The sequence below is a fragment of the Novosphingobium terrae genome, assembly GCF_017163935.1.
Taxonomy (GTDB): domain Bacteria; phylum Pseudomonadota; class Alphaproteobacteria; order Sphingomonadales; family Sphingomonadaceae; genus Novosphingobium; species Novosphingobium terrae.
Map to the genome: position 1 here is coordinate 4,002,118 of NZ_JABVZR010000001.1, position 18,617 is coordinate 4,020,734.

The 18,617-nt window shown below is 64.4% G+C and carries 18 protein-coding genes and 1 tRNA gene; 12 read left to right on the top strand and 7 right to left on the bottom strand.

The window, feature by feature from the left end:
* Nucleotides 1-942, bottom strand: coding sequence for a CDP-alcohol phosphatidyltransferase family protein (locus HGK27_RS17795; protein WP_206242321.1), 942 nt, complete (start codon nucleotides 940-942; stop codon nucleotides 1-3).
* 336 nt (nucleotides 943-1,278) lie between these two features.
* On the opposite strand from HGK27_RS17795, the gene HGK27_RS17800 reads away from it, so the two are divergent.
* Together HGK27_RS17800 and HGK27_RS17805 are read left to right on the top strand one after the other, a co-directional pair.
* Nucleotides 1,279-2,379, top strand: coding sequence for an inositol-3-phosphate synthase (locus HGK27_RS17800; RefSeq protein WP_206242322.1), 1,101 nt, complete (start codon nucleotides 1,279-1,281; stop codon nucleotides 2,377-2,379).
* 325 nt (nucleotides 2,380-2,704) lie between these two features.
* Nucleotides 2,705-3,454 carry a phosphocholine cytidylyltransferase family protein gene (locus HGK27_RS17805; protein WP_206242324.1) on the top strand — a complete coding sequence of 250 codons (750 nt, stop codon included), beginning with the start codon at nucleotides 2,705-2,707 and terminating at the stop codon, nucleotides 3,452-3,454.
* 231 nt (nucleotides 3,455-3,685) lie between these two features.
* Here the strand turns inward: HGK27_RS17805 and HGK27_RS17810 are convergent, their stop codons facing one another.
* Nucleotides 3,686-4,192 carry a DUF2141 domain-containing protein gene (locus HGK27_RS17810; protein ID WP_206242325.1) on the bottom strand — a complete coding sequence of 169 codons (507 nt, stop codon included), beginning with the start codon at nucleotides 4,190-4,192 and terminating at the stop codon, nucleotides 3,686-3,688.
* 297 nt (nucleotides 4,193-4,489) lie between these two features.
* Here HGK27_RS17810 and rpe point away from each other — a divergent pair, with 297 nt between their 5' ends.
* From rpe to HGK27_RS17840, 6 genes are all read left to right on the top strand, one after another.
* Nucleotides 4,490-5,152 (top strand): ribulose-phosphate 3-epimerase, encoded by a 663-nt coding sequence (rpe, locus tag HGK27_RS17815; RefSeq protein ID WP_206242327.1) that lies wholly within the window; start codon nucleotides 4,490-4,492, stop codon nucleotides 5,150-5,152.
* A 3-nt stretch (nucleotides 5,153-5,155) separates the two neighbouring features.
* Nucleotides 5,156-7,093, top strand: coding sequence for a heparinase II/III family protein (locus HGK27_RS17820; RefSeq protein ID WP_206242328.1), 1,938 nt, complete (start codon nucleotides 5,156-5,158; stop codon nucleotides 7,091-7,093).
* A gap of 387 nt (nucleotides 7,094-7,480) precedes the next feature.
* Nucleotides 7,481-9,055: a bifunctional phosphoribosylaminoimidazolecarboxamide formyltransferase/IMP cyclohydrolase gene (gene purH / locus HGK27_RS17825; RefSeq protein WP_206242330.1), complete on the top strand. Its 1,575-nt coding sequence runs from the start codon at nucleotides 7,481-7,483 to the stop codon at nucleotides 9,053-9,055.
* Nucleotides 9,056-9,268: 213 nt separating this feature from the next.
* Nucleotides 9,269-9,412 carry a hypothetical protein gene (locus tag HGK27_RS17830; RefSeq protein ID WP_206242332.1) on the top strand — a complete coding sequence of 48 codons (144 nt, stop codon included), beginning with the start codon at nucleotides 9,269-9,271 and terminating at the stop codon, nucleotides 9,410-9,412.
* Nucleotides 9,413-9,425: 13 nt separating this feature from the next.
* Nucleotides 9,426-10,133, top strand: a complete 708-nt coding sequence (gene msrA / locus HGK27_RS17835) for a peptide-methionine (S)-S-oxide reductase MsrA (protein WP_206242334.1) — start codon at nucleotides 9,426-9,428, stop codon at nucleotides 10,131-10,133.
* 244 nt (nucleotides 10,134-10,377) lie between these two features.
* Entirely contained in the window at nucleotides 10,378-10,851 is a 474-nt protein-coding gene (locus HGK27_RS17840) for a Fur family transcriptional regulator (RefSeq protein ID WP_206242335.1), read from the top strand.
* Between the two features lie 4 nt (nucleotides 10,852-10,855).
* Here HGK27_RS17840 and HGK27_RS17845 read toward each other — a convergent pair whose 3' ends face one another.
* Nucleotides 10,856-11,239 (bottom strand): VOC family protein, encoded by a 384-nt coding sequence (locus HGK27_RS17845; protein ID WP_206242337.1) that lies wholly within the window; start codon nucleotides 11,237-11,239, stop codon nucleotides 10,856-10,858.
* Between the two features lie 61 nt (nucleotides 11,240-11,300).
* Nucleotides 11,301-13,070, bottom strand: coding sequence for a peptide MFS transporter (locus HGK27_RS17850; protein ID WP_206242338.1), 1,770 nt, complete (start codon nucleotides 13,068-13,070; stop codon nucleotides 11,301-11,303).
* A gap of 171 nt (nucleotides 13,071-13,241) precedes the next feature.
* Here HGK27_RS17850 and HGK27_RS17855 point away from each other — a divergent pair, with 171 nt between their 5' ends.
* The 3 genes from HGK27_RS17855 (at nucleotide 13,242) to HGK27_RS17865 (ending at nucleotide 14,185) form a co-directional block, all read left to right on the top strand.
* Complete coding sequence (locus tag HGK27_RS17855; protein WP_206242340.1) at nucleotides 13,242-13,589, top strand: GntR family transcriptional regulator; 348 nt, start codon at nucleotides 13,242-13,244, stop codon at nucleotides 13,587-13,589.
* 167 nt (nucleotides 13,590-13,756) lie between these two features.
* The gene (locus tag HGK27_RS17860) at nucleotides 13,757-14,041 is read left to right on the top strand and encodes an integration host factor subunit beta (protein ID WP_206242342.1); all 285 of its coding nucleotides are present in this window, start codon (nucleotides 13,757-13,759) and stop codon (nucleotides 14,039-14,041) included.
* Nucleotides 14,042-14,100: 59 nt separating this feature from the next.
* A tRNA-Leu gene (locus HGK27_RS17865) sits at nucleotides 14,101-14,185 on the top strand.
* 230 nt (nucleotides 14,186-14,415) lie between these two features.
* On the opposite strand, the gene HGK27_RS17870 is transcribed toward HGK27_RS17865, so the two are convergent.
* The 3 genes from HGK27_RS17870 to ligK form a co-directional block, all read right to left on the bottom strand.
* A complete protein-coding gene (locus HGK27_RS17870) occupies nucleotides 14,416-15,291 on the bottom strand; it encodes an amidohydrolase family protein (RefSeq protein WP_206242343.1) in 876 nt (291 codons plus the stop codon).
* Between the two features lie 22 nt (nucleotides 15,292-15,313).
* Nucleotides 15,314-16,375 carry a 4-oxalomesaconate tautomerase gene (locus tag HGK27_RS17875; protein WP_206242345.1) on the bottom strand — a complete coding sequence of 354 codons (1,062 nt, stop codon included), beginning with the start codon at nucleotides 16,373-16,375 and terminating at the stop codon, nucleotides 15,314-15,316.
* A 242-nt stretch (nucleotides 16,376-16,617) separates the two neighbouring features.
* Nucleotides 16,618-17,289 carry a 4-carboxy-4-hydroxy-2-oxoadipate aldolase/oxaloacetate decarboxylase gene (gene ligK, locus HGK27_RS17880; protein WP_206242347.1) on the bottom strand — a complete coding sequence of 224 codons (672 nt, stop codon included), beginning with the start codon at nucleotides 17,287-17,289 and terminating at the stop codon, nucleotides 16,618-16,620.
* Nucleotides 17,290-17,392: 103 nt separating this feature from the next.
* On the opposite strand from ligK, the gene HGK27_RS17885 reads away from it, so the two are divergent.
* Entirely contained in the window at nucleotides 17,393-18,565 is a 1,173-nt protein-coding gene (locus HGK27_RS17885) for a LysR substrate-binding domain-containing protein (protein WP_206242348.1), read from the top strand.
* Nucleotides 18,566-18,617: the final 52 nt, after the last annotated feature.

An 18,617-nucleotide genomic window follows, 5' to 3' on the forward strand; every position in this document is an offset into this window, starting at 1 on the left:
TTAACCGATGGCCTTCAGAATCCGCAGAGCGGCGGCATTGTGCATCCGGATCGACGCCTTGAGCGTCAGATTCAGACCAATCACCAGCCACAGGAAAAACCAGATCGGGCTGCCCGCCAGCATCGAGAAGCCCAGCAGCACCGCGCGCGGATTGGGGCCCAGCACCTTGAGAATCCCCAGCAGGCGCGGCGCTTCCTTGCGGGCGGCGGTGCGAATCACCTCCAGCCGCTCCGGATTGCCCTGCGCCTCATCCACAGCTTCGTCGATCAGCGGCGTGTTGGTGGCGAATTTGCCGCCCACATACATATAGAGCGACACCAGCGCGCCCGAAGCGCCCGTCTTGGTGCTTTCATCGGCCTTTTCGCGCGTCTGGCGAATCCACGGCTTGGCATAAACCCACCACTGGTAGGAGCGCTTCTGCACCTCGACATGGTTGGCCTGAATCACATGACTCACGCCCGCCGCCAGCATCAGGGGCCAGGCGATCAGCGCGATCAGCGAGGAACCGGTCCAGCCGGCGATCTGCTCGTAAGCGATCCAGCCCAGCACGAAATACATCACCACATGGCTGGCATAGTCGCAGATGCCGTCCACCATCTCGCCGATGGGGCTGGCGCGACCGGTGATGCGGGCCAGATCGCCATCGGCGCCGTCCCACACATGCCACGCCATATGCAGCGCCATACCCAGCGCCGCGCCCTTCCAGCCCCAGCCATGGGCAAAACCCCAGCCATAGACGAAGGCCGCACCCACCACATTCATCGCCCCGATCACCGAGACGATGTTCGGCGTCAGCGGAGTCTTGGCCAGCAGCAGCGCCAGCCGCCATGCCAGCGGGTGATAGAGGTAATGGTTAAGCCCATCCTGCAGCTCACGCGGACGCATCGGGCGTTGCGGCCGCTTGCCCTTGGGAGGCTGGCCCGACTCTTGTGACGTATTCATTTGCGGTGCGCCATCTGTCGCTACCTTACCCCCGACGGATGCCATGCGCTTGCGAATACCCTTTGCCTGCGATATAAAAATCGCATAAAAATACGTGCGTCTACGGGGCGTCGGCCTGCAACTCATCGCAAACCCGCGCTATCGCGACCAAAGCAGCATATCGCCAAAATGCTTGCGGTAACACCGCTTTGTGGCGGTCCTGAGACAGTTTTGCGAGGGAGTCGTGCATCTGGCCGCTTGACCCCGGGCCAACTTCTTGCTTTGGACCTGTGATTTACCGAGAAGCGCGCAAAGGCGGACGACGCCCCCCGCGTCTCGCCTGGAGGAATCGAATTGATGAAACCGATTAAGGTCGCCGTGATCGGCGTGGGCAACTGCGCCAGCTCGCTGGTTCAGGGCGTTGCCTATTACCGTGCCAACAACTCGTCGGAAGGTCTGATCCATGACCGCATCGGCGGCTATGGCGCGGGTGACGTGGACTTCGTGCTGGGCATCGACGTTGACAAGCGCAAGGTCGGCAAGGACATTTCCGAAGCCATCTTCGCAGGCCCCAACTGCACCGCCATCTTCCATGCCGACGTGCCCGCCAGCGGCTCGAAGGTCATCATGGGCAAGATCCTGGACGGCGTTGCCGACCACATGACCGGCATGGGCGACAAGGGCTTCATTCTGGCCGACGAGCCCGAAGCCACCAAGGAAGGCATCATCGCTGCCATCAAGGACAGCGGCGCCGAGGTTCTGGTGAACTTCCTGCCCGTCGGTTCGCAGACCGCCACCGAATTCTACATGGAATGCGCGCTTGAAGCCGGCGTTGCCGTCGTCAACTGCATGCCCGTGTTCATCGCCAGCCGCCCCGAGTGGGAAAAGAAGTTCGCTGAAAAGCGCCTTCCCATCGTCGGCGACGACATCAAGGCTCAGGTCGGTGCCACCATCGTGCACCGCGTGCTCTCCAGCCTGTTCGCCGCCCGCGGCGTGACCGTGGAGCGCACCTACCAGCTCAACACCGGTGGCAACACCGACTTCATGAACATGCTCGACCGCCAGCGTCTGGGTTCCAAGAAGGAATCGAAGACCGAAGCCGTGCAGGCCATGCTGGCCACGCGCCTGGAAGACGAGAACATCCACGTCGGCCCCTCGGACTATGTTCCCTGGCAGAAGGACAACAAGCTGTGCTTCCTCCGTCTGGAAGGCGCACAGTGGGGCAACGTGCCCATGAACCTGGAGCTGCGCCTCTCGGTTGAAGACAGCCCCAACTCGGCCGCCTGCGTGATGGACGCCATCCGCTGCTGCAAGGTCGCGCTGGAGCGCGGTGAGGGCGGCGCCCTGACCGGCCCCTCGGCCTACTTCTGCAAGCACCCGCCGGTGCAGTTCAGCGACGATGTCGCCGCGCAGATGGTCGAAAGCTACATCGCTGACCCGGCCATCGCTGCCGAGTAAGCCTTGCGCTTTTGAAGAACATGACGCCGGTTGGGATTGCCCAGCCGGCGTTTTGTTTTTCAGGGGATGGAAGAAGGAAGATGCGAGGGGGTTACCCCCTCGCGCTCCCATGACGTCTTCCGACGAGAGGCTGATGGTTCCGCATCGTGGCGCACAGTCTCTCCACCTGCGCAGCCTAAGGCGCCGCAGGCTCCAAAACCTTTTCTGCCTGCGGCGCTTTGAGCCCATGCACCCCGGCCTAGTCAGGGCGCAACGCAGACACTAAAGGGAGCGCGAGGGTTATGACCCTCGCATTTTCACTTTTCTTGCAACGTACCGGAAACCCATGGACGCCCTGATCATCGCCGCCGGCTACGGCAGCCGCCTTGCCGACATTTCGCCCAGCAAGCCGCTGACCCCCATCGCAGGCATCCCCTTGATCGAACTGGGCATCCGCAACGCCAAGGCCGCGGGTGCGGGCAAGGTGGTGGTGGTGACAGGCCACGCGGCAGATCGCCTCGAAGGCGCACTGCCCGCTCTGTCCGACCGCGTGGGCATCGCCGTGGAGCCGGTGCGAATCGGTGACTGGTCCAAGCCCAACGGCTGGTCCGTGATGGCCGGGGCCGAGCATATCGCGGGCGACTATCTGCTGATGATGGCCGACCATATCTTCGCCCCCTCGATCCTCCAGCGCCTTGCCAAACAGGGCGGGGCGGATCGTGGCGTGACTCTGGCCGTCGATCAGCGCATCGACAGCCCGCTGATCGATCCCGACGACGCCACATGGGTGGAAACCGACGAGAAGGGCTTCATTCAGGCCATCGGCAAGACGATTCCCATCTGGAACGTGGTGGACTGCGGCGCCTTCCTCGCCACGCCGGAACTGGCCGCCGCGATCGGCGAGGCCATCGCTCAGGGCAAGGGCGGCAGCCTGTCGGAAGGCATGCAGGTTCTGGCCAACCGAGGCCGCGCCGCCACCTTCGATATCGGCGAGGATGAGAACGACGCGTGGTGGATGGATGTCGACGATCCCCGCGCGCATGAACTGGCCGAGGCTTTGGCGCCCCGGTATCTGGCCGGGTATTTTCAGGGGTAAAAAGGTGAATGCGAGGGTCATAACCCTCGCGCTCCCTTTAATGTCTGCGTTGCGCCAAGGGTTCAGCCTCGCGCATGGCTTGCCGCGCCGCAGGCAGAAAGCCAAAGCCTGCGGCGCCTCAGCTCGCGCAGGTGGAGAGCCAAGGCGCACGGATCGGGCGCCACCGCCCAGGCGTCGGAAGACGTAATGGGAGCGCGAGGGGGTAACCCCCTCGCATTTTCACTTTATCCCTTAGGGATACTTCATCTTGATGTGCGACGTCAGCCCATCACGCGTCACATTCAGACGCACGGAGCTGAACGTCGGCAACCCCAGCAGCGTCGGCGGATTGTTCGAAAAACCATACCCCTCGGCAGGCATCTTGAAGCTGGTCAGATCGAACTTCTGGTTCGAGTTCTCATCATGATACAGCGCCAACACCCAGACCCCGGTTTTCGGCAGGTAGATGCAGGTGTTGGTCGTACCGGCCACAGCCTTGGTGCGTCCCACATAGAGCGAGCCGTGCTTCACGAGGAACTTACTGGAATCATCGCTGTAAAGCGTGATGGCGATCTGGCCCTGATCGTTGCGCACATTCTCCACCACCACATTGATCCAATGCGGGCTGGCGGGGCCGGTGCATCCCGGAGGCGCTCCATCGGCCAGAGCCGGAGTAGCAGGCAAGGCGGCTGCGAAAGCCACAGCGGCAGCTGCAACACGCAGCCGGCGGGCGAGCAGGGGGAAGGGCGAAAAAGGCATCCGGTCTGGCATCCAGTCGAGCGAGCAACACTGCCCCACCGCGCGAGCGAGGGGCCACAACAGGGTTAACCTTCCTGCCATCCCCCCCGGGCTGACTGGTCGGGCGGGGCAATACAGGAGGTCAGCCTGTGGTGCCAGCACTTCTTGGCAACAGTGTGGCAACGTAATTCCCCTTAAACGCCCGTCACTTGGGGCTCTGTGACGCGTAACTGTGTGGAAAATGGCGGGGTCGGCGCTTGAGTGGCTGCGAATCGGGGGTTAAGCCAAGTCGATTTCCGTCAAGAGCATTACCCTGTCATGACCATTCCCCTGATTGCTCCCTCGATCCTTTCGGCCGATTTCGCGCGGCTGGGCGAGGAAGTGCGCGCCATCGACGCCGCCGGGGCGGACTGGATTCATGTGGACGTGATGGACGGGCATTTCGTGCCCAACATCACCATCGGGCCGATGGTGGTGAAGGCGCTGCGCCCGCACACGCAAAAGCCTTTCGACGTGCATCTGATGATCTCTCCGGTGGATTCCTACCTTGAAGGTTTTGCCGAGGCCGGGGCCAACCACATCACCTTCCACCCGGAAGCCGGTCCGCATCCGCACCGCACGGTGCAGGCGATCCGCGCGCTGGGCTGCAAGCCGGGTCTGGTGCTCAATCCGGCGACGCCGGTCGATTGCCTCGACTATCTGCTTGAAGATCTTGATATCGTGCTGCTGATGAGTGTGAACCCCGGCTTCGGCGGGCAGAAGTTCATCTCCAGCCAGCTGCGCAAGATCGAGACGGTGCGCAACATGATCGAAGCCACCGGCAAAGCGATCCACCTTGAGGTGGATGGCGGTGTCGATGTGGAAACCGCACGCCAGTGTGTGTCCGCGGGGGCGGATGTGCTGGTGGCGGGAACGTCCAGTTTCCGGGGTGGGCCGGAGCATTATGCCGCGAACATCGCGGCGCTGAAAAGGGCCGGGTAGACGATGTGGGAGGTCGAGGGAACGTCAGGTGCTGATCCTTCGGGTTCCCGTGAAGGGACGGTGCGTTCGCGCGCCATTCCCTTGACCTCCACACCGCCCTCGCATGAGGAAACCGCCCTGCTCGCCGATGAGCGGCAAGGCCATGGGCAGACCGGCGCCCGGCGCGACGCCAAGCTGATCGAACCCAGTCGCGCGCTGGCGCTGGCCGATTTCGGCCCGCCGAAAGTGGGCGCGGGTGAGCGGCTGATCCGCATGGCCTATCGCATGGGCGTGTCGGGCGGCATGCTCGCCGCACCGTTCCGCAAGCCTGCCAAGCCGCGCCTGCTGGCTGCCGTGGCCAATCCGCTGCCGGGCGACCGCGCCTCGGGCATGGCGCTGCGCTCGGGTCATTTTCTGGTGCATGGGCTGAAACTGCCGATCATGCAGGTCGATTTCGCGGGCGTGGCGCGTCTGGCGCCGCCCGTCGAGCAGGCCGTGCATGGCTTCGGCTGGCTGGCCGATCTGGAAGCGCTGGGCCAGGCCGACCGCAACAGCCGCGATGGCCGCGACCAGATCACCCCCGTCGCCGAACGCATTCTGGGCGCCTGGATGCAGGCCAACCCCAAGGCCCCCTCGCGCCCCGGCAAGGGCCCGGCGTGGAGCGTGGACAATGCCGGCAACCGCCTGCTCAACTGGCTGGTGCATGCCCCGCTGATCCTCTCCGGCCCTGACAAGGCGCTGCGCAACCGGATCATGGAGGTGATCGCCGACACCGCCCGCTGGCTCGACCGCAATGTGGGCCGTGGCGAAGACCTTCTGGCGCAGGTGACGGGCTGGTGCGCCATTGTCGCCGCCGGTCTGCTGCTGCCCGATGGCCGCCCGCGCCGCCTCTATGGCGAATCCGGCCTGATCGCCGCGCTGGGCGAATTGCTGGGCGATGATGGCGGCGTGATGAGCCGCAGCCCGCTCGGCCAGATGGAGGCGATGAGCGCCATCGTCCGCCTGATCGCCTGCTACCGCGCCACCCGTCGCGAGCCGCCCCGCGCGCTGGATTCGATCCTGCAGCTGATGGTGCCGCCGCTGCTGGCGCTGGCCCATGGCGATGGCTCGCTGGGCAGCTGGCAGGGCAGCTGGGCGGTTTCGGCCGATGCGGTGTCGCGGATGATCGCGGCGACCGGCGTGCGCACCCGCCCGCTGCGCGATGTGCGGCAGTGGGGTTATCAGCGCGTCAACGCGGGCAAGAGCATGCTACAGTTCGATGCCGCGCCGCCGCCGCTGGCGCGCCATGCCCGCACCGGCTGCGCCTCGACGCTGGCGTTTGAATTGAGCCATGCCGGGCAGCGCATCATCGTCAATTGCGGCGGCGCGGCGGCGGCGGGCGGCTTGATGCCCGTGCGTCTGGAGCAGGGCCTGCGCGCCACGGCAGCCCATTCCACGCTGGTGCTGGACGACGCCAACTCCACGGCGGTGCTGATCAACGGCGGCCTTGGCAATGGTGTGGCCGAGGTCGAGGTCGACCGCCGCACGCTGGAGGGCGAGGGCACCGCAGGCAGCTGGGGCGCCACCCGTCTGGAGGCCAGCCATGACGGCTATTCCACCCGCTATGGCCTGATCCACCGCCGCATCCTGATCCTGCGCGACGATGGCACGGAATTGCGCGGCGAAGACCTGCTCGTGCCGCAGGGCCGCAAGGGCAAGCGCGGGATGGTGGGCTATGCCATTCGCTTCCATTTAGGCCCCGGGATTGATGTCGGCCTGTCTCAGGACAAGCAGGGTGTGGGTCTGGCTTTGCCGGATGGGTCCTACTGGCAGTTCCGCGTCGGTTCGGGCGAGATCGGCATTGAGGAATCGATCTGGTGTGACGGGCAGGGGCGCCCGGTGCCGGTGCAGCAGATCGTGATTCAGGGCATGGTTTCGCGCGGGGGCGGGAATTTCGCCTGGTTGTTGAAGAAGATGGGCTAAAAGGAAGATGCGAGGGGGTTACCCCCTCGCGCTCCCATGACGTCTTCCGGCGCACGGGCAGTGGCACCGAAGCCGAGCGCCTCGGCTCTCCACCTGCGCTACCTAAGGCGCCGCAGGCCTGAATCCCTACAGCACTGCACCATCGCTCCTGCCTGCGGCGCGGCGACGTTGCTCTGTGGCCGAACCCATGGCTCCAAGGCTGACAAATAACGGGAGCGCGAGGGTGTAACACCCTCGCATTTTCCCTTTTCCTTCCTGCCCCTTACCTGCGCAAACCCGTCAAACCCCCGCAGGCCCCCTAGCCAAACCGGCCAAAATCCTTATGGGAGCGCGCAACAGCAGGGCGATCTCAACCCGCCCACCCGCCTCCGCAGGAAAGGCCGCATCATGACCGACATCGTTCCCATTCGCCGCGCATTGCTCTCCGTTTCGGACAAGACCGGTCTGGTCGATCTGGGCAAGTCTCTGGCGGCAAAGGGCGTTGAGCTGGTCTCGACGGGCGGCACGGCCAAGGCGCTGCGCGATGCGGGTCTGGATGTGAAGGACATCAGCGAGCTCACCGGCTTTCCCGAGATGATGGATGGCCGCGTGAAGACGCTGCACCCCAAGGTCCATGGCGGCCTTCTGGCGGTGCGCGACAACGCCGAGCACGTCGCCAGCATGGATGAGCACGCCATCGGCGCGATCGATCTGGTGGTGGTGAACCTCTATCCCTTCGTGCAGACGGTCGCCAAGGGCGGCACGCGCGAGGAAATCATCGAGAACATCGACATCGGCGGCCCCTCGATGGTGCGCAGCGCGGCGAAGAACCATGAGTTCGTCGCCATTGTGACCGATCCGGCGGATTACGCCGCTGTCGCCGCTGGTGAGACCACGCTGGCCCAGCGCCGCAAGTTCGCCGCCAAGGCCTATGCGCTGACCGCCAGCTATGATGGCGCGATCAGCCAGTGGTTCGCCCATGCCGATCAGGGCGAGACCTTCCCCGAGACGCTGGCGATCACCGCCGACCGCGCCACCACGCTGCGCTATGGCGAGAATCCGCATCAGCAGGCAGCACTGTACCTGCCCAAGGGCGCAGCCGCGCGTGGCATCGCCAATGCCGTGCAGGTGCAGGGCAAGGAGCTGAGCTACAACAACTACAACGACGCCGATGCCGCGCTAGAGCTGGTCGCCGAGTTCCGCGATGCTGAACCGACTGTGGTGATCGTCAAGCATGCCAACCCCTGCGGCGTCGCCACGGCGGCCACGCTGGTGGAAGCCTATGAGGCCGCGCTGAAGTGCGACTCGGTCAGCGCCTTTGGCGGTATCATCGCTGTGAACCGCCCGCTGGACGGCCCCACCGCCGAAGCCATCAGCGGCATCTTCACCGAAGTGGTCTGCGCGCCCGACGCCGATGACGCCGCCAAGGCCGTCTTCGCCAAGAAGAAGAACCTGCGCCTGCTGCTGACCGGCGAGCTGCCCGATCCCAAGCGCGAGGGCCTGACCGTCAAGCCCATCGCCGGTGGCATGCTGGTGCAGAACCGCGACAACGGCTCGATCACGCTGGATGACCTGAAGGTCGTCACCAAGCGCCAGCCCAGCGAGCAGGAGCTGACCGACGCCCTCTTCGCCTGGACCATCGCCAAGCATGTGAAGTCCAACGCCATCGTCTATGCCAAGGACGGCATCACGGCGGGCATCGGCGCGGGCCAGATGAACCGCCGCGATTCCAGCCGCATCGCCGCCGCCAAGGCCAAGGAAGCCGCTGAAACACATGGCTTTGCCGATGTCCACACGAAGGGCAGCGCGGTCGCCTCGGACGCCTTCTTCCCCTTCGCTGACGGTCTGCTGGCCGCTGTCGAGGCCGGCGCCACCATGGTGATCCAGCCGGGCGGCTCGATGCGTGACGACGAAGTCATCAAGGCCGCCGATGAGGCCGGTCTGGCGATGGTTTTCACAGGCATGCGACACTTCCGCCACTAATGGCGACAAAGGTGAACCGCGCCGAAAGGGCCGGTTCATCGACTCCACGCTAATCAGGCGCTGCGACGAGCCGTTCGTCGCAGCGCCACGCCTTTTTGTCGCGCCCGGATGCGGGTGAGACCAAAGGGGGGCTGGAACTTTTTGACGGCAGTACCATTTAGGGCCTCCCCCCAAGGGCTTTCCCAGAGCCCGCCAGACAAGTCGACTCCTCCTATGAGCCTTATCAAATCAGACCTGTTCCGCTCTTTCGCCGTCGGCTTCACGCTGGGCGCGATTGCGATCTGCCTGTTCCTGAGCACACATAACGGTGCGAGCAACCCGGTGATCCCCGCCGCGGTGGCCGCGCCCTCCCGCTAAGGATATCCGCATCATGCGCCCAGCCCTTGCTGCTGCGGTGCTGATGCTGGCGGCGGCCTGCTCGCCCACCGATACGGCGCAAGCCGGAGGCCAGAGCCGATCCGCCGCGCCTGCGGGCGAAACCATCCTCCTGACTCCTGACGCCAGAGTGCCCGCGCAGGAAGCCCCCGGCAAAAAGATCGCGATCTTCTCCGGCGGCTGCTTCTGGGGCGTGGAAGGCGTCTTCTCGCATGTGAAGGGCGTGACCAGCGCCGTTTCGGGCTATCAGGGCGGCAGCGCCTCCACCGCCAATTACGACAGCGTGAGCGAGGGCGACACCGGCCATGCCGAAAGCGTGCGCGTGGCCTATGACCCCGCCGTGATCCGCTACGACCAGCTGTTGCAGATCTTCTTTTCAGTGGTGGCCGATCCCACGCAATTGAACCGTCAGGGGCCGGACAGCGGTACGCAATATCGCAGCGCGCTGGTGCCCCAGAGCCCCGAGCAGGAAAAAGTCGCCCGCGCCTATCTGGCTCAGCTGGATGCGGCCCATCTGTGGAAAGGCGCCGTGGTCACCCGCGTGGAGCCCATGAAGGGCTTCTATCCCGCCGAGACCTATCATCAGGATTTCATGCTGAAAAACCCCGGGCATCCCTACATCCAGTATTGGGATGTGGCCAAGGTGGAAGGGCTGAGGAAGCTGTTCCCGCAGGTTTATAAGGCTGATTTTACCAGGAATTGAAGGGTTGAAGCAGGGGGTGTTACACCCCCTGCACCCCCATGACGTCTCCCGACACGGTTGGAGCGCCAAGCCAGATCGCAGCGCAAACGTCCCACCGCCGGAGGCAAATCATTCATTCCCTGCGGGGCGGACAGGGCACGCCGATAGGGTGCCACCATCCTTTCGCCGGAAGACGTTATGGGAGCGCGAGGGGGTAACCCCCTCGCATCTTTCTTCTTCCTCTTAACCCGGCTACAACACCCTTATGTCCGCACATCACCACCATCACGAACTCTCTGGCGACGGCCTTGTCCACGCCGCCCGCGCTGCTCTGGAGCTGGCGGGCGAGCAATGGACCGACATGCGCGGCGATGTGTATGATGCGCTGGCCAGCGAGGGCAAACCGGCCTCGGCCTATGACATTGCCGAGGCGGTGTCGAAGCTGCGCGGCAAGCGTGTGGCGGCCAACAGCGTCTATCGCATTCTGGACCTCTTCGTGCGGACCAATCTGGCGCGGCGGGTGGAAAGCGCGAATGCCTATATCGCCAACCCGCATCCGGGCTGCCGCCATGACTGCATCTTCCTGATCTGCGAAGTCTGCGGCAAGGCCGTACATATCGATGACGACAAGCTGACCGGCGCTCTGGTCGAAGCAGCCAAGGCGGCAGGCTTTGCCGATGTGCGCCCGGTGGTGGAGCTGCGCGGCATGTGCGCCGATTGCACCGCCGGAGCAGAATAATCCTTCAGAATTGAGTCAGGCTGAGCAGATTGCCTTCGGGGTCGGGGAACCATGCGACCATGGTTTGGCCATCCGGGGCCGTCCAGACGCCATCTGAGTCCTGACCGAAGCCGTCATAGGTCTTGAACGCCACACCCTTGGCTTTCAGCGCGAGGATGGTGGCGCGGATGTCTGCCACGCTCCATCCGAAGGCCGTGTGGGGCTCGGGCTTGTGGCTGGGCAGGTTGGTCAGGCGCAGCATCGCGCCTTGCCCCAGATCGAAGGCGATGGCGAAATCATCTTCCCCCGTCAGCGGCAGCCCCAGCACATCGGCGTAGAAGGATTTCAACGCTTGGGGATTGGTGCTGAAGACGAAACCGATGGGATGGGCGCTTGGCGGCAAGGTCATGGCAGGCTCCATGGCTGGAACCGTGCCAATCTCTCACCGCCTGAGGCTGCCGTCAAACCCTTCAGCGCACGCCGTGCATCAGGCGCTTGAGCAGCGGCGCAATCGCCAGCAGCACCACGCCCACAGCCACCGACGACCAGCCGATCTGGCGGTAGGTGGCGATATAGGTTTCAAGGCTGAGCTTGAGGTTGGTCACCTCGCCGCCCACGGTCTTCACCGTCGCCAGCTGCGCCAGCAGGCCCGCGCCATACTCACCCAGCGCCATGGAGAGATACCATGTGCCCATCATCAGGCCGACCACACGCGGGATGGCCAGCTTGGTGATCATGGAAAGTCCCACGGGCGAGAGGCACAGCTCGGCGATCGAATGGATCACATAGAGCCCGGCCAGCCAGATCAGCCCCACCTTGAAGCTGGGCCCCACGAATTGCGCGCCCAGCACCAGAAACAGGAAGCCCGCGCCCACGCCGATCAGGCCCAGCGCGAATTTCACGGGAATCGAGGGCTCCCACCCCTTGCGGCCCAGCACGCTCCACAGCGCGCCCATCACCGGCGCCAGCAGGATGATCGCCACCGAGTTGAACTGCTGCGTCTGCGGCGCGGACATCCTCAGGCTGCCCCAGAGGGTGAGATCGGTGTTGCGGTCGGCAAAGAGGGTGAGGGAGGAACCGGCCTGCTCGAACAGGCTCCAGAACACGGTGTTGAAGGTGATCAGCACCATGGCGGCCACCATCATCTGGAATTCCTTGCGGCTGCCCACCCGCCATGACCAGATCAGGATCGCGGGCAGGGCAATCGCGAAGGTGCCGCAGAGAAACTTGCCCATCAGCGGCAGGCCCAGCAGATAACCGGCCAGGCCCGCGCCCGCGACTGGCTCGGGCGTGTCCATCAAATTGACGAAGAGCAGGTAGAACAGCGGGATCGCCAGCACGGCCAGCGCATAGATCGTCCAGGCGCGATCACCACCCTCGCGCTGCGGGGTTTCGCCATAGCCGGCCAGACGCCCGCCATCGAAACGCAGCATCGCCCAGGCCAGCAGCATCACCGCGCCCGCCGAGCCGAAACCGGCGGGCCAGCCATAGGCGTCGGCCAGCCATGGCGCCACCGTCTGCCCGATCATCGAGCCGAGGTTGATGCCCATGTAGAAGATGGTGAAACCGGCGTCGCGGCGGCGGTCGCCCTGTTCGTACAGCGCGCCGACCATGGTCGAGATGTTGGGTTTGAAGAAGCCATTGCCCACCGCCACGGCGGAGAGCGCCATCAGCATCAGGGCCACGCGCCAGCCTTCGCGCACGGCGCCTTCCTTCAGCGCGCCGGGGGCCAGATGGCGGGCGACATGGCCGTCAGCGGCCAGCAGGTCGATGCTGCCATCGTCATTGCCGCGAATCTGCTCGGGGCTTCCATTCACGATCACCACGCGGCGTTCATCCGCGCCGCTGGTGGGGCCATCGCGGAAATGTTCGATCACCACCTCGTGGCGCGCGCCGTCGAATTCGACCCAGGGTTTGGCCGCATGGCCACCAAAGGCCAGCGTGAAATAGCCCGCCGCCATCACCAGCGCGCCGAATTTCACCGAGCGTTTCGAGCCCAGAAACTGGTCCGCCACCAGACCGCCCGCCAGTGGCGTGAGGTAAACCAGCGCGGTATAGCCGCCATAGATCCCGGTCGAGGCGTGATCGCCCAGCACGAAATGCTTGGTGAGATAAAGGGTTAGCAGCGCCCGCATGCCGTAGAAGCCGAAACGCTCCCACATCTCGATCGAGAACAGGCGGGCAAGCTGCGCGGGGTGCCCCATCCATTGGCGTGGGGCGGTGTTCGAAGCATCTCTCATCGCGGCAGGCTTAGAGCATCGGGCAAAAAAGTGGGAACCGGATTTTCGTAAAAAGCGATGTCGTAATGAAACGTCAGATCGGGTGCGAAAAGCGCCCGATTGCATTACGACCAAGGTCCAAATCCCGCAGGAATGCTTGCGTGAGAGGCTGTATTATGGCACTGATGCACCATGGTCGCATCACCCAAACCCGTCTATCTCAAGCTGCGCGATATGATCGCCGCAGCCATCATCGATGGCACCTATCCGGAAGGGACATTGCTCCCCTCGGTGCGGGCGCTGGCAGCCGAGCAGGGCGCCAATCCGCTCACCGTGGCCAAGGCTTACCAGCAGTTCCAGCTGGACGGTCTGGTGGAGGTGCAGCGCGGCGTGGGCATGCTGGTGGCCCCCAATGCGGCAACCCGCCTGCGCAAGACCGAGCGCGACCAGTTCCTCACCGAAGAGTGGCCCGCCATCCGCCAGCGCATCGACCGCCTTGGCCTGGACGCGCAAGAGTTGCTGGCGAAGCAGCCGGGCTGAGAATCTGCTGCAAAAAATGGGCCTGTCCCATTTCCGGATTGGCAGGAACTCTTGACTGTTCCGCAACTTATGTCACTTATATGCATTGCACTGATGGAATGATGCCGCCGGCCGGAAGTGGGACCGGCGGAGGCATCGGGTGCTTTATACGGGTTGGGGGAAGTTCAATGATCCGATCGGAATTGCTTCAGGCTCTGTCCAAGGCGAACCCGGAACTGCGGGCCGATGATGTCGAGCGCGTGGTCGATGTGTTCTTCGATGAAATCGCTCAGCGCCTGGCCGAAGGCGGCCGCGTTGAACTGCGCGGCTTCGGCGCCTTTTCCTCGCGTGAGCGCGAACCCCGCAAGGGCCGCAATCCGCGCACCGGCGAATCGGTGGACGTGCCCGGCAAGCGCGTGCCCTTCTTCAAGCCCGGCAAGGAAATGCGCGCGCGCCTGAACGTCGAGGGCTGATTCGCGCTGGTTTCAGGGCTCTTGCTCCGTCTGGCGCGATCTGCCACAGGCAACAGCGCGCGGACGTGGCGGAATGGTAGACGCCGGAGACTTAAAATCTTCTGAGCCTTGCTCGTGCGGGTTCGAGTCCCGCCGTCCGCACCAAATCTTCCTGAAGGTTTTTAAGGGATTGAAGCAGGGGGTGTTACACCCCCTGCACCCCCGTGACGTCTTCCGACACGGATGAAACGCCAAGCCAGATCACAGCGCGAACGTCCCACCGCCGGAGGCTTTTATGCCTGCGGCGCTGCGGGCCTCGCTCCATGGCCGAACCCGTGGCGCAAGGCTGACATTCATGGGAGCGCGAGGGGGTAACCCCCTCGCATTTTCCTTTCTTACAATTCTTCCGGCCAATACAGCCGCATAGGATTGGTCACCAACAGCTTCTGCTGCAGCTCTGCCGTGGGCGCGATGCGGGGGATCATGTCCACGATATGCCCGTCATCGGGAATGTTCTTTTCCATGTTGGGATGCGGCCAGTCAGTGCCCCAGATCACGCGGTCCTGATAGTCTGCGACCAGAGGCGCGATGGCGGCGGCAAAGTCGTTCCACGGGTCGCCGCTCGCGTCGAGGCGATCCGGGCAGGTGGGCTTGAACCAGATGTCGTCGCGGCTTTCCAGCAGGCGGCGGAAGGCTTTCAAATCCTCACCATCGGGGCCCTGCGAAACGTCGGGGCGACCCATATGGTCCACCACCACGGGGACGGGGATGGCGGCGATGAAGGGGCGCAGCTCTTCGAGGATGTCGGCCTCGAAATAGATCACCACATGCCAGCCTTCGGGCAGGCGGGCGGCGAGATCGAGGAACTTGTCCTTGGGGGCGTTGTCGACGAGGCGCTTGAGGAAGTTGAAGCGCACGCCGCGCATGCCCTTGGCGTGCAGGTCGGCCAGTTCCTCAGCCGAGATATCGGGATCGACCACGGCCACACCGCGCGCCTTGCCGCCGGACAGCGCGATGCCGTTCAGAGTCGCGGCATTGTCGGTGCCATGGCAGCTGGCCTGCACGATCACATTGCGCGAGAAGCCGAGGTGATCGCGCAAGGCGAAAAGCATGTCCGGGCCGGCATCCTCGGGCAGATACTTGGCCTTGGGGCTGAAGGGGAAGTCCGCCATCGGGCCGAAGACGTGGCAATGGGCGTCCACCGCGCCGGGGGGCGGGGTGAAGCTGGGCTTGGACGGGGCGCTGTGCCACGAGGTGATACGGTCAGTCATTGAAACTCTCCCTTGGCGTGTCTCAGCCGAAAACGGTTCCATCCATCAGCTTGCGCGCGGTGCGCAGCAGGGCGGCGGTGGCGACCTGCCCCTTGTCGTCCAGTTCCAGCACGCAGCTCATCTCGCCGGTGGGATGCTCGACAGAGAGCGTCTTGCGGTTGCCCTCGGGGATCTCCGCCACCTCGGCGGCGGGCGAACCCGGAATCAGGCAGGCCGTGGCGACGCTGACCGCACCCAGCACGCCGATCGTGGCATGCGCGCGATGCGGGATAAAGCTGCGCACGGTAACCGCGCCGCCGTTCTTGGGCGGGGCCACCAGCATCATCTTGGGGACGGACTTTTCCTTCACATCGCCCAGATTCATGGTTTCGCCCACAGCCAGACGGATCGCCTCGATCTTGGCTTTCAGCTCGGTGTTGGCGTCGAGACTCTCGCGGTCTTCATAACCCGTGATGCCGACATCTTGCGCCTTCATCACCACGCAGGGCATGCCATTGTCGATCAGCGTGACCGGCACACCATTGACCACGTCCACCGCATTCCCGCTGGGCAGCAGCGCCCCGCAAGACGAACCGGCGGTATCGCGAAACTCCAGCGGAATGGGCGCATGCGAGCCCGGCACGCCATCGATCCTCGCGTCACCATTGTAGGTCACAACCCCACCCGGCGTCTGCACCGTTGCCACCGCAACTTGGCCCGTGTTCTCCATGAAGATCGCCACGCGGGTTTCATCGCCTGTGGCCGGGATCAACCCGCGCTCGATGGCGAAGGGCCCGATGCCCGCCAGAATGTTGCCGCAGTTCTGCGCATCCGTCACAATCGCCTGATCGACGAACACCTGCAGGAACAGGTAATCGACATCGATCCCCTCACGATCCGACTTGCTGACGACCGCCACCTTGCTGGTCAACGGATCGGCGCCGCCCATGCCATCGATCTGGCGCTCATCGGGGCTGCCCATCACGCCTAGCAAGAAGGCGTCGCGCTCGGCTGTGTCGGCGGGGAGGTCGCTCTTCAGGAAGAAACCGCCCTTCGACGTGCCGCCGCGCATCCAAAGGCAGGGGGCGGAAAATCCGGTGGTCATGATGGGGTGTCCTCTCAGATTATTCGGTCAAGAAGGAAGTGAAGATGCGAGGGTCATAACCCTCGCGCTCCCTTTAATGTCTGCCTCGCGCCACGGGTTCGGCCTTGCGCTGACTTTGCAGCGCCGCAGGCATGAAAGCCTCCGGCGGTGGGACGTTTGCGCAGCCATCTGGCTTGGCGCTTCATCCGTGTCGGGAGACGTAACGGGGGTGCAGGGGGCGTAACGCCCCCTGCTTTCATCCCTTAAATATACTTCAGGCCTTCCTTTTCGAGACGCTCCCGCATCTTGTACATGTCGAGACCCAGAATACCGGAAGCCAGCTTCTCGCGCTTCTCGCCTTCGTTGGCCTCACGTGCCTGAGCGGCGGCCAGAACCTCGGCGGCCTTCTCGCGCGGCACGACCACCACGCCGTCGTCATCGGCCACGATCACGTCGCCCGGCTGCACGGCGGCATTGGCGCAGACCACCGGCACGTTCACCGAGCCCAGCGTGTTCTTCACCGTGCCCTGCGCCGAGACGGCCTTGGACCACACGGGGAAGTTCATCTCGGTCAGATCGCGCACGTCGCGCACGCCCGCGTCGATGATGAGGCCGCGGCAGCCGCGGGCCTGAGCGCTGGTGGCCAGCAGATCGCCAAAATAGCCGTCCTCGCAAGGCGAAGTGGGAGCGAGGAGCAACACGTCACCTTCCTTCAACTGCTCGATGGCGACATGGACCATCCAGTTGTCGCCAGGGGCGGCGCTGATCGTTACGGCGCTGCCCGCGATGCGCGCACCGGCGTAGATGGGGCGCATATAGGCCGCCAAAAGCCCGGTGCGGCCCTGCGCCTCATGGACGGTGGCCACGCCGCATTTGGCAAGGCCGTCGATCACTTCCGGATCGGCGCGGAGGATATTCTGGACGACGACACCCATGGGGGTTCTCCTCTGATCTGTTTGGCGCGTGGGATGGGCCTTTGGCGGTCATCAGGGAAAGCGGAAGTCTGGCGCGGCTATTAGATTTCGCTAAGATGGTGCGATGGAGATCTGGGATTTCAACCTGAGGCATCTGGCCGCCATCACGCGGATTTCGGAACTTGGCACGATGATCGCGGCCGCCGAGGCGGTGAGTCTGACCCAACCGGCCATAACACAGGCCTTAGGACGGATGGAGGACCAACTCGGCCTGCCGCTGTTCGAGCGGCGGCACAACGGCATGGTGGAGACCGAGGCGGCGCGTCTGCTGGTGCCGCGATTTCGCGCGGCGTTGGATCATATCGGCTCGCCGCATGTCACCATGTCGCGGTTGCGGGCGATGCTGGCGCTGGCCGATGCCGGGTCTTACGTGGGGGCGGCGCAGATTACCGGGCTGTCGCTGCCCTCGCTGCATCGCGCGGTGAATGATCTGTCGCTCTCGATGCGGCGGCAGCTGGTGGCGCGGCGCGGCAAGGCGATCATGCTGACCGAGGCGGGGCGGGCGATGGCGCGCTCGCTGCGACTCGGGCGGATCGAGCTGGAGACGGCGCTGGCCGAACTCGCCTCGCTGAAAGGTGACGAGCAGCGCAGTCTGGCGGTGGGGGCGATGCCGCTGTCGCGGGCGCGGGTGCTGCCGGCGGCCGTGACTCGCTTTGTGCGACGGCACCCGCAGGTGCGGCTGCGCATTGTGGAGGGATCGCGCGCGGAACTGGTCGAGCCCTTGCGCAACGGCGCCATCGATCTGATGATCGGCGCGCTGCGCCAGCCGCTGATGGAGCCCGATCTGGTGCAGACGGAGCTGTTCCTCGACCATCCGGTGGTGCTGGGGCGGCGCGAACATCCGCTGGCGGGGCAGGCGCCCAGCCTGCAGGATCTGGCGCAATGGCCATGGATCATCGCCGCCAAGGGCGCGCCTTTGCGCGATGCGTGGGAGCAGATGTTCACCCGCGCCGGGCTCGATCAGCCGCAGGTGCTGGTGGAGGCCGGATCGGTGATGACCATCCGCCAATTGCTGATCGAAAGCGATTGCCTCACGCTGCTGTCTCCCGATCAGGTTTCGGTGGAGCTGGAGGCGGGATGGCTCACCACGCTGTGTGCCGCGCCGCCGGGGCTGGCGCGCATGATTGGCGTCACAACGCGCGCTTCATGGGTTCCCACACAGGTTCAGGTCGATTTTATCGAGCAACTGCATCAGCTTACGCAATCTCATCAGGATCGCGATCCGCAACAGGATTAGCATGATCTTATAACCAGCGGGCAGTTCCGATTGGCTGTTTTGCGCGATCAGG

Excerpts from the sequence above, each read along its gene's own strand:
- HGK27_RS17810 (WP_206242325.1), bottom strand. The coding sequence starts at position 4,192 with ATGCCTTTTTCGCCCTTCCCCCTGCTCGCCCGCCGGCTGCGTGTTGCA.
- HGK27_RS17795 (WP_206242321.1), bottom strand. The coding sequence starts at position 942 with ATGAATACGTCACAAGAGTCGGGCCAGCCTCCCAAGGGCAAGCGGCCG.
- ligK (WP_206242347.1), bottom strand. The coding sequence starts at position 17,289 with ATGGGTGTCGTCGTCCAGAATATCCTCCGCGCCGATCCGGAAGTGATC.
- purH (WP_206242330.1), top strand. The coding sequence starts at position 7,481 with ATGACCGACATCGTTCCCATTCGCCGCGCATTGCTCTCCGTTTCGGAC.
- HGK27_RS17840 (WP_206242335.1), top strand. The coding sequence starts at position 10,378 with ATGTCCGCACATCACCACCATCACGAACTCTCTGGCGACGGCCTTGTC.
- HGK27_RS17870 (WP_206242343.1), bottom strand. The coding sequence starts at position 15,291 with ATGACTGACCGTATCACCTCGTGGCACAGCGCCCCGTCCAAGCCCAGC.
- rpe (WP_206242327.1), top strand. The coding sequence starts at position 4,490 with ATGACCATTCCCCTGATTGCTCCCTCGATCCTTTCGGCCGATTTCGCG.
- HGK27_RS17855 (WP_206242340.1), top strand. The coding sequence starts at position 13,242 with ATGGTCGCATCACCCAAACCCGTCTATCTCAAGCTGCGCGATATGATC.
- HGK27_RS17820 (WP_206242328.1), top strand. The coding sequence starts at position 5,156 with ATGTGGGAGGTCGAGGGAACGTCAGGTGCTGATCCTTCGGGTTCCCGT.
- HGK27_RS17800 (WP_206242322.1), top strand. The coding sequence starts at position 1,279 with ATGAAACCGATTAAGGTCGCCGTGATCGGCGTGGGCAACTGCGCCAGC.
- HGK27_RS17860 (WP_206242342.1), top strand. The coding sequence starts at position 13,757 with ATGATCCGATCGGAATTGCTTCAGGCTCTGTCCAAGGCGAACCCGGAA.
- HGK27_RS17850 (WP_206242338.1), bottom strand. The coding sequence starts at position 13,070 with ATGAGAGATGCTTCGAACACCGCCCCACGCCAATGGATGGGGCACCCC.
- HGK27_RS17830 (WP_206242332.1), top strand. The coding sequence starts at position 9,269 with ATGAGCCTTATCAAATCAGACCTGTTCCGCTCTTTCGCCGTCGGCTTC.
- HGK27_RS17805 (WP_206242324.1), top strand. The coding sequence starts at position 2,705 with ATGGACGCCCTGATCATCGCCGCCGGCTACGGCAGCCGCCTTGCCGAC.
- HGK27_RS17875 (WP_206242345.1), bottom strand. The coding sequence starts at position 16,375 with ATGACCACCGGATTTTCCGCCCCCTGCCTTTGGATGCGCGGCGGCACG.
- msrA (WP_206242334.1), top strand. The coding sequence starts at position 9,426 with ATGCGCCCAGCCCTTGCTGCTGCGGTGCTGATGCTGGCGGCGGCCTGC.
- HGK27_RS17885 (WP_206242348.1), top strand. The coding sequence starts at position 17,393 with ATGGAGATCTGGGATTTCAACCTGAGGCATCTGGCCGCCATCACGCGG.
- HGK27_RS17845 (WP_206242337.1), bottom strand. The coding sequence starts at position 11,239 with ATGACCTTGCCGCCAAGCGCCCATCCCATCGGTTTCGTCTTCAGCACC.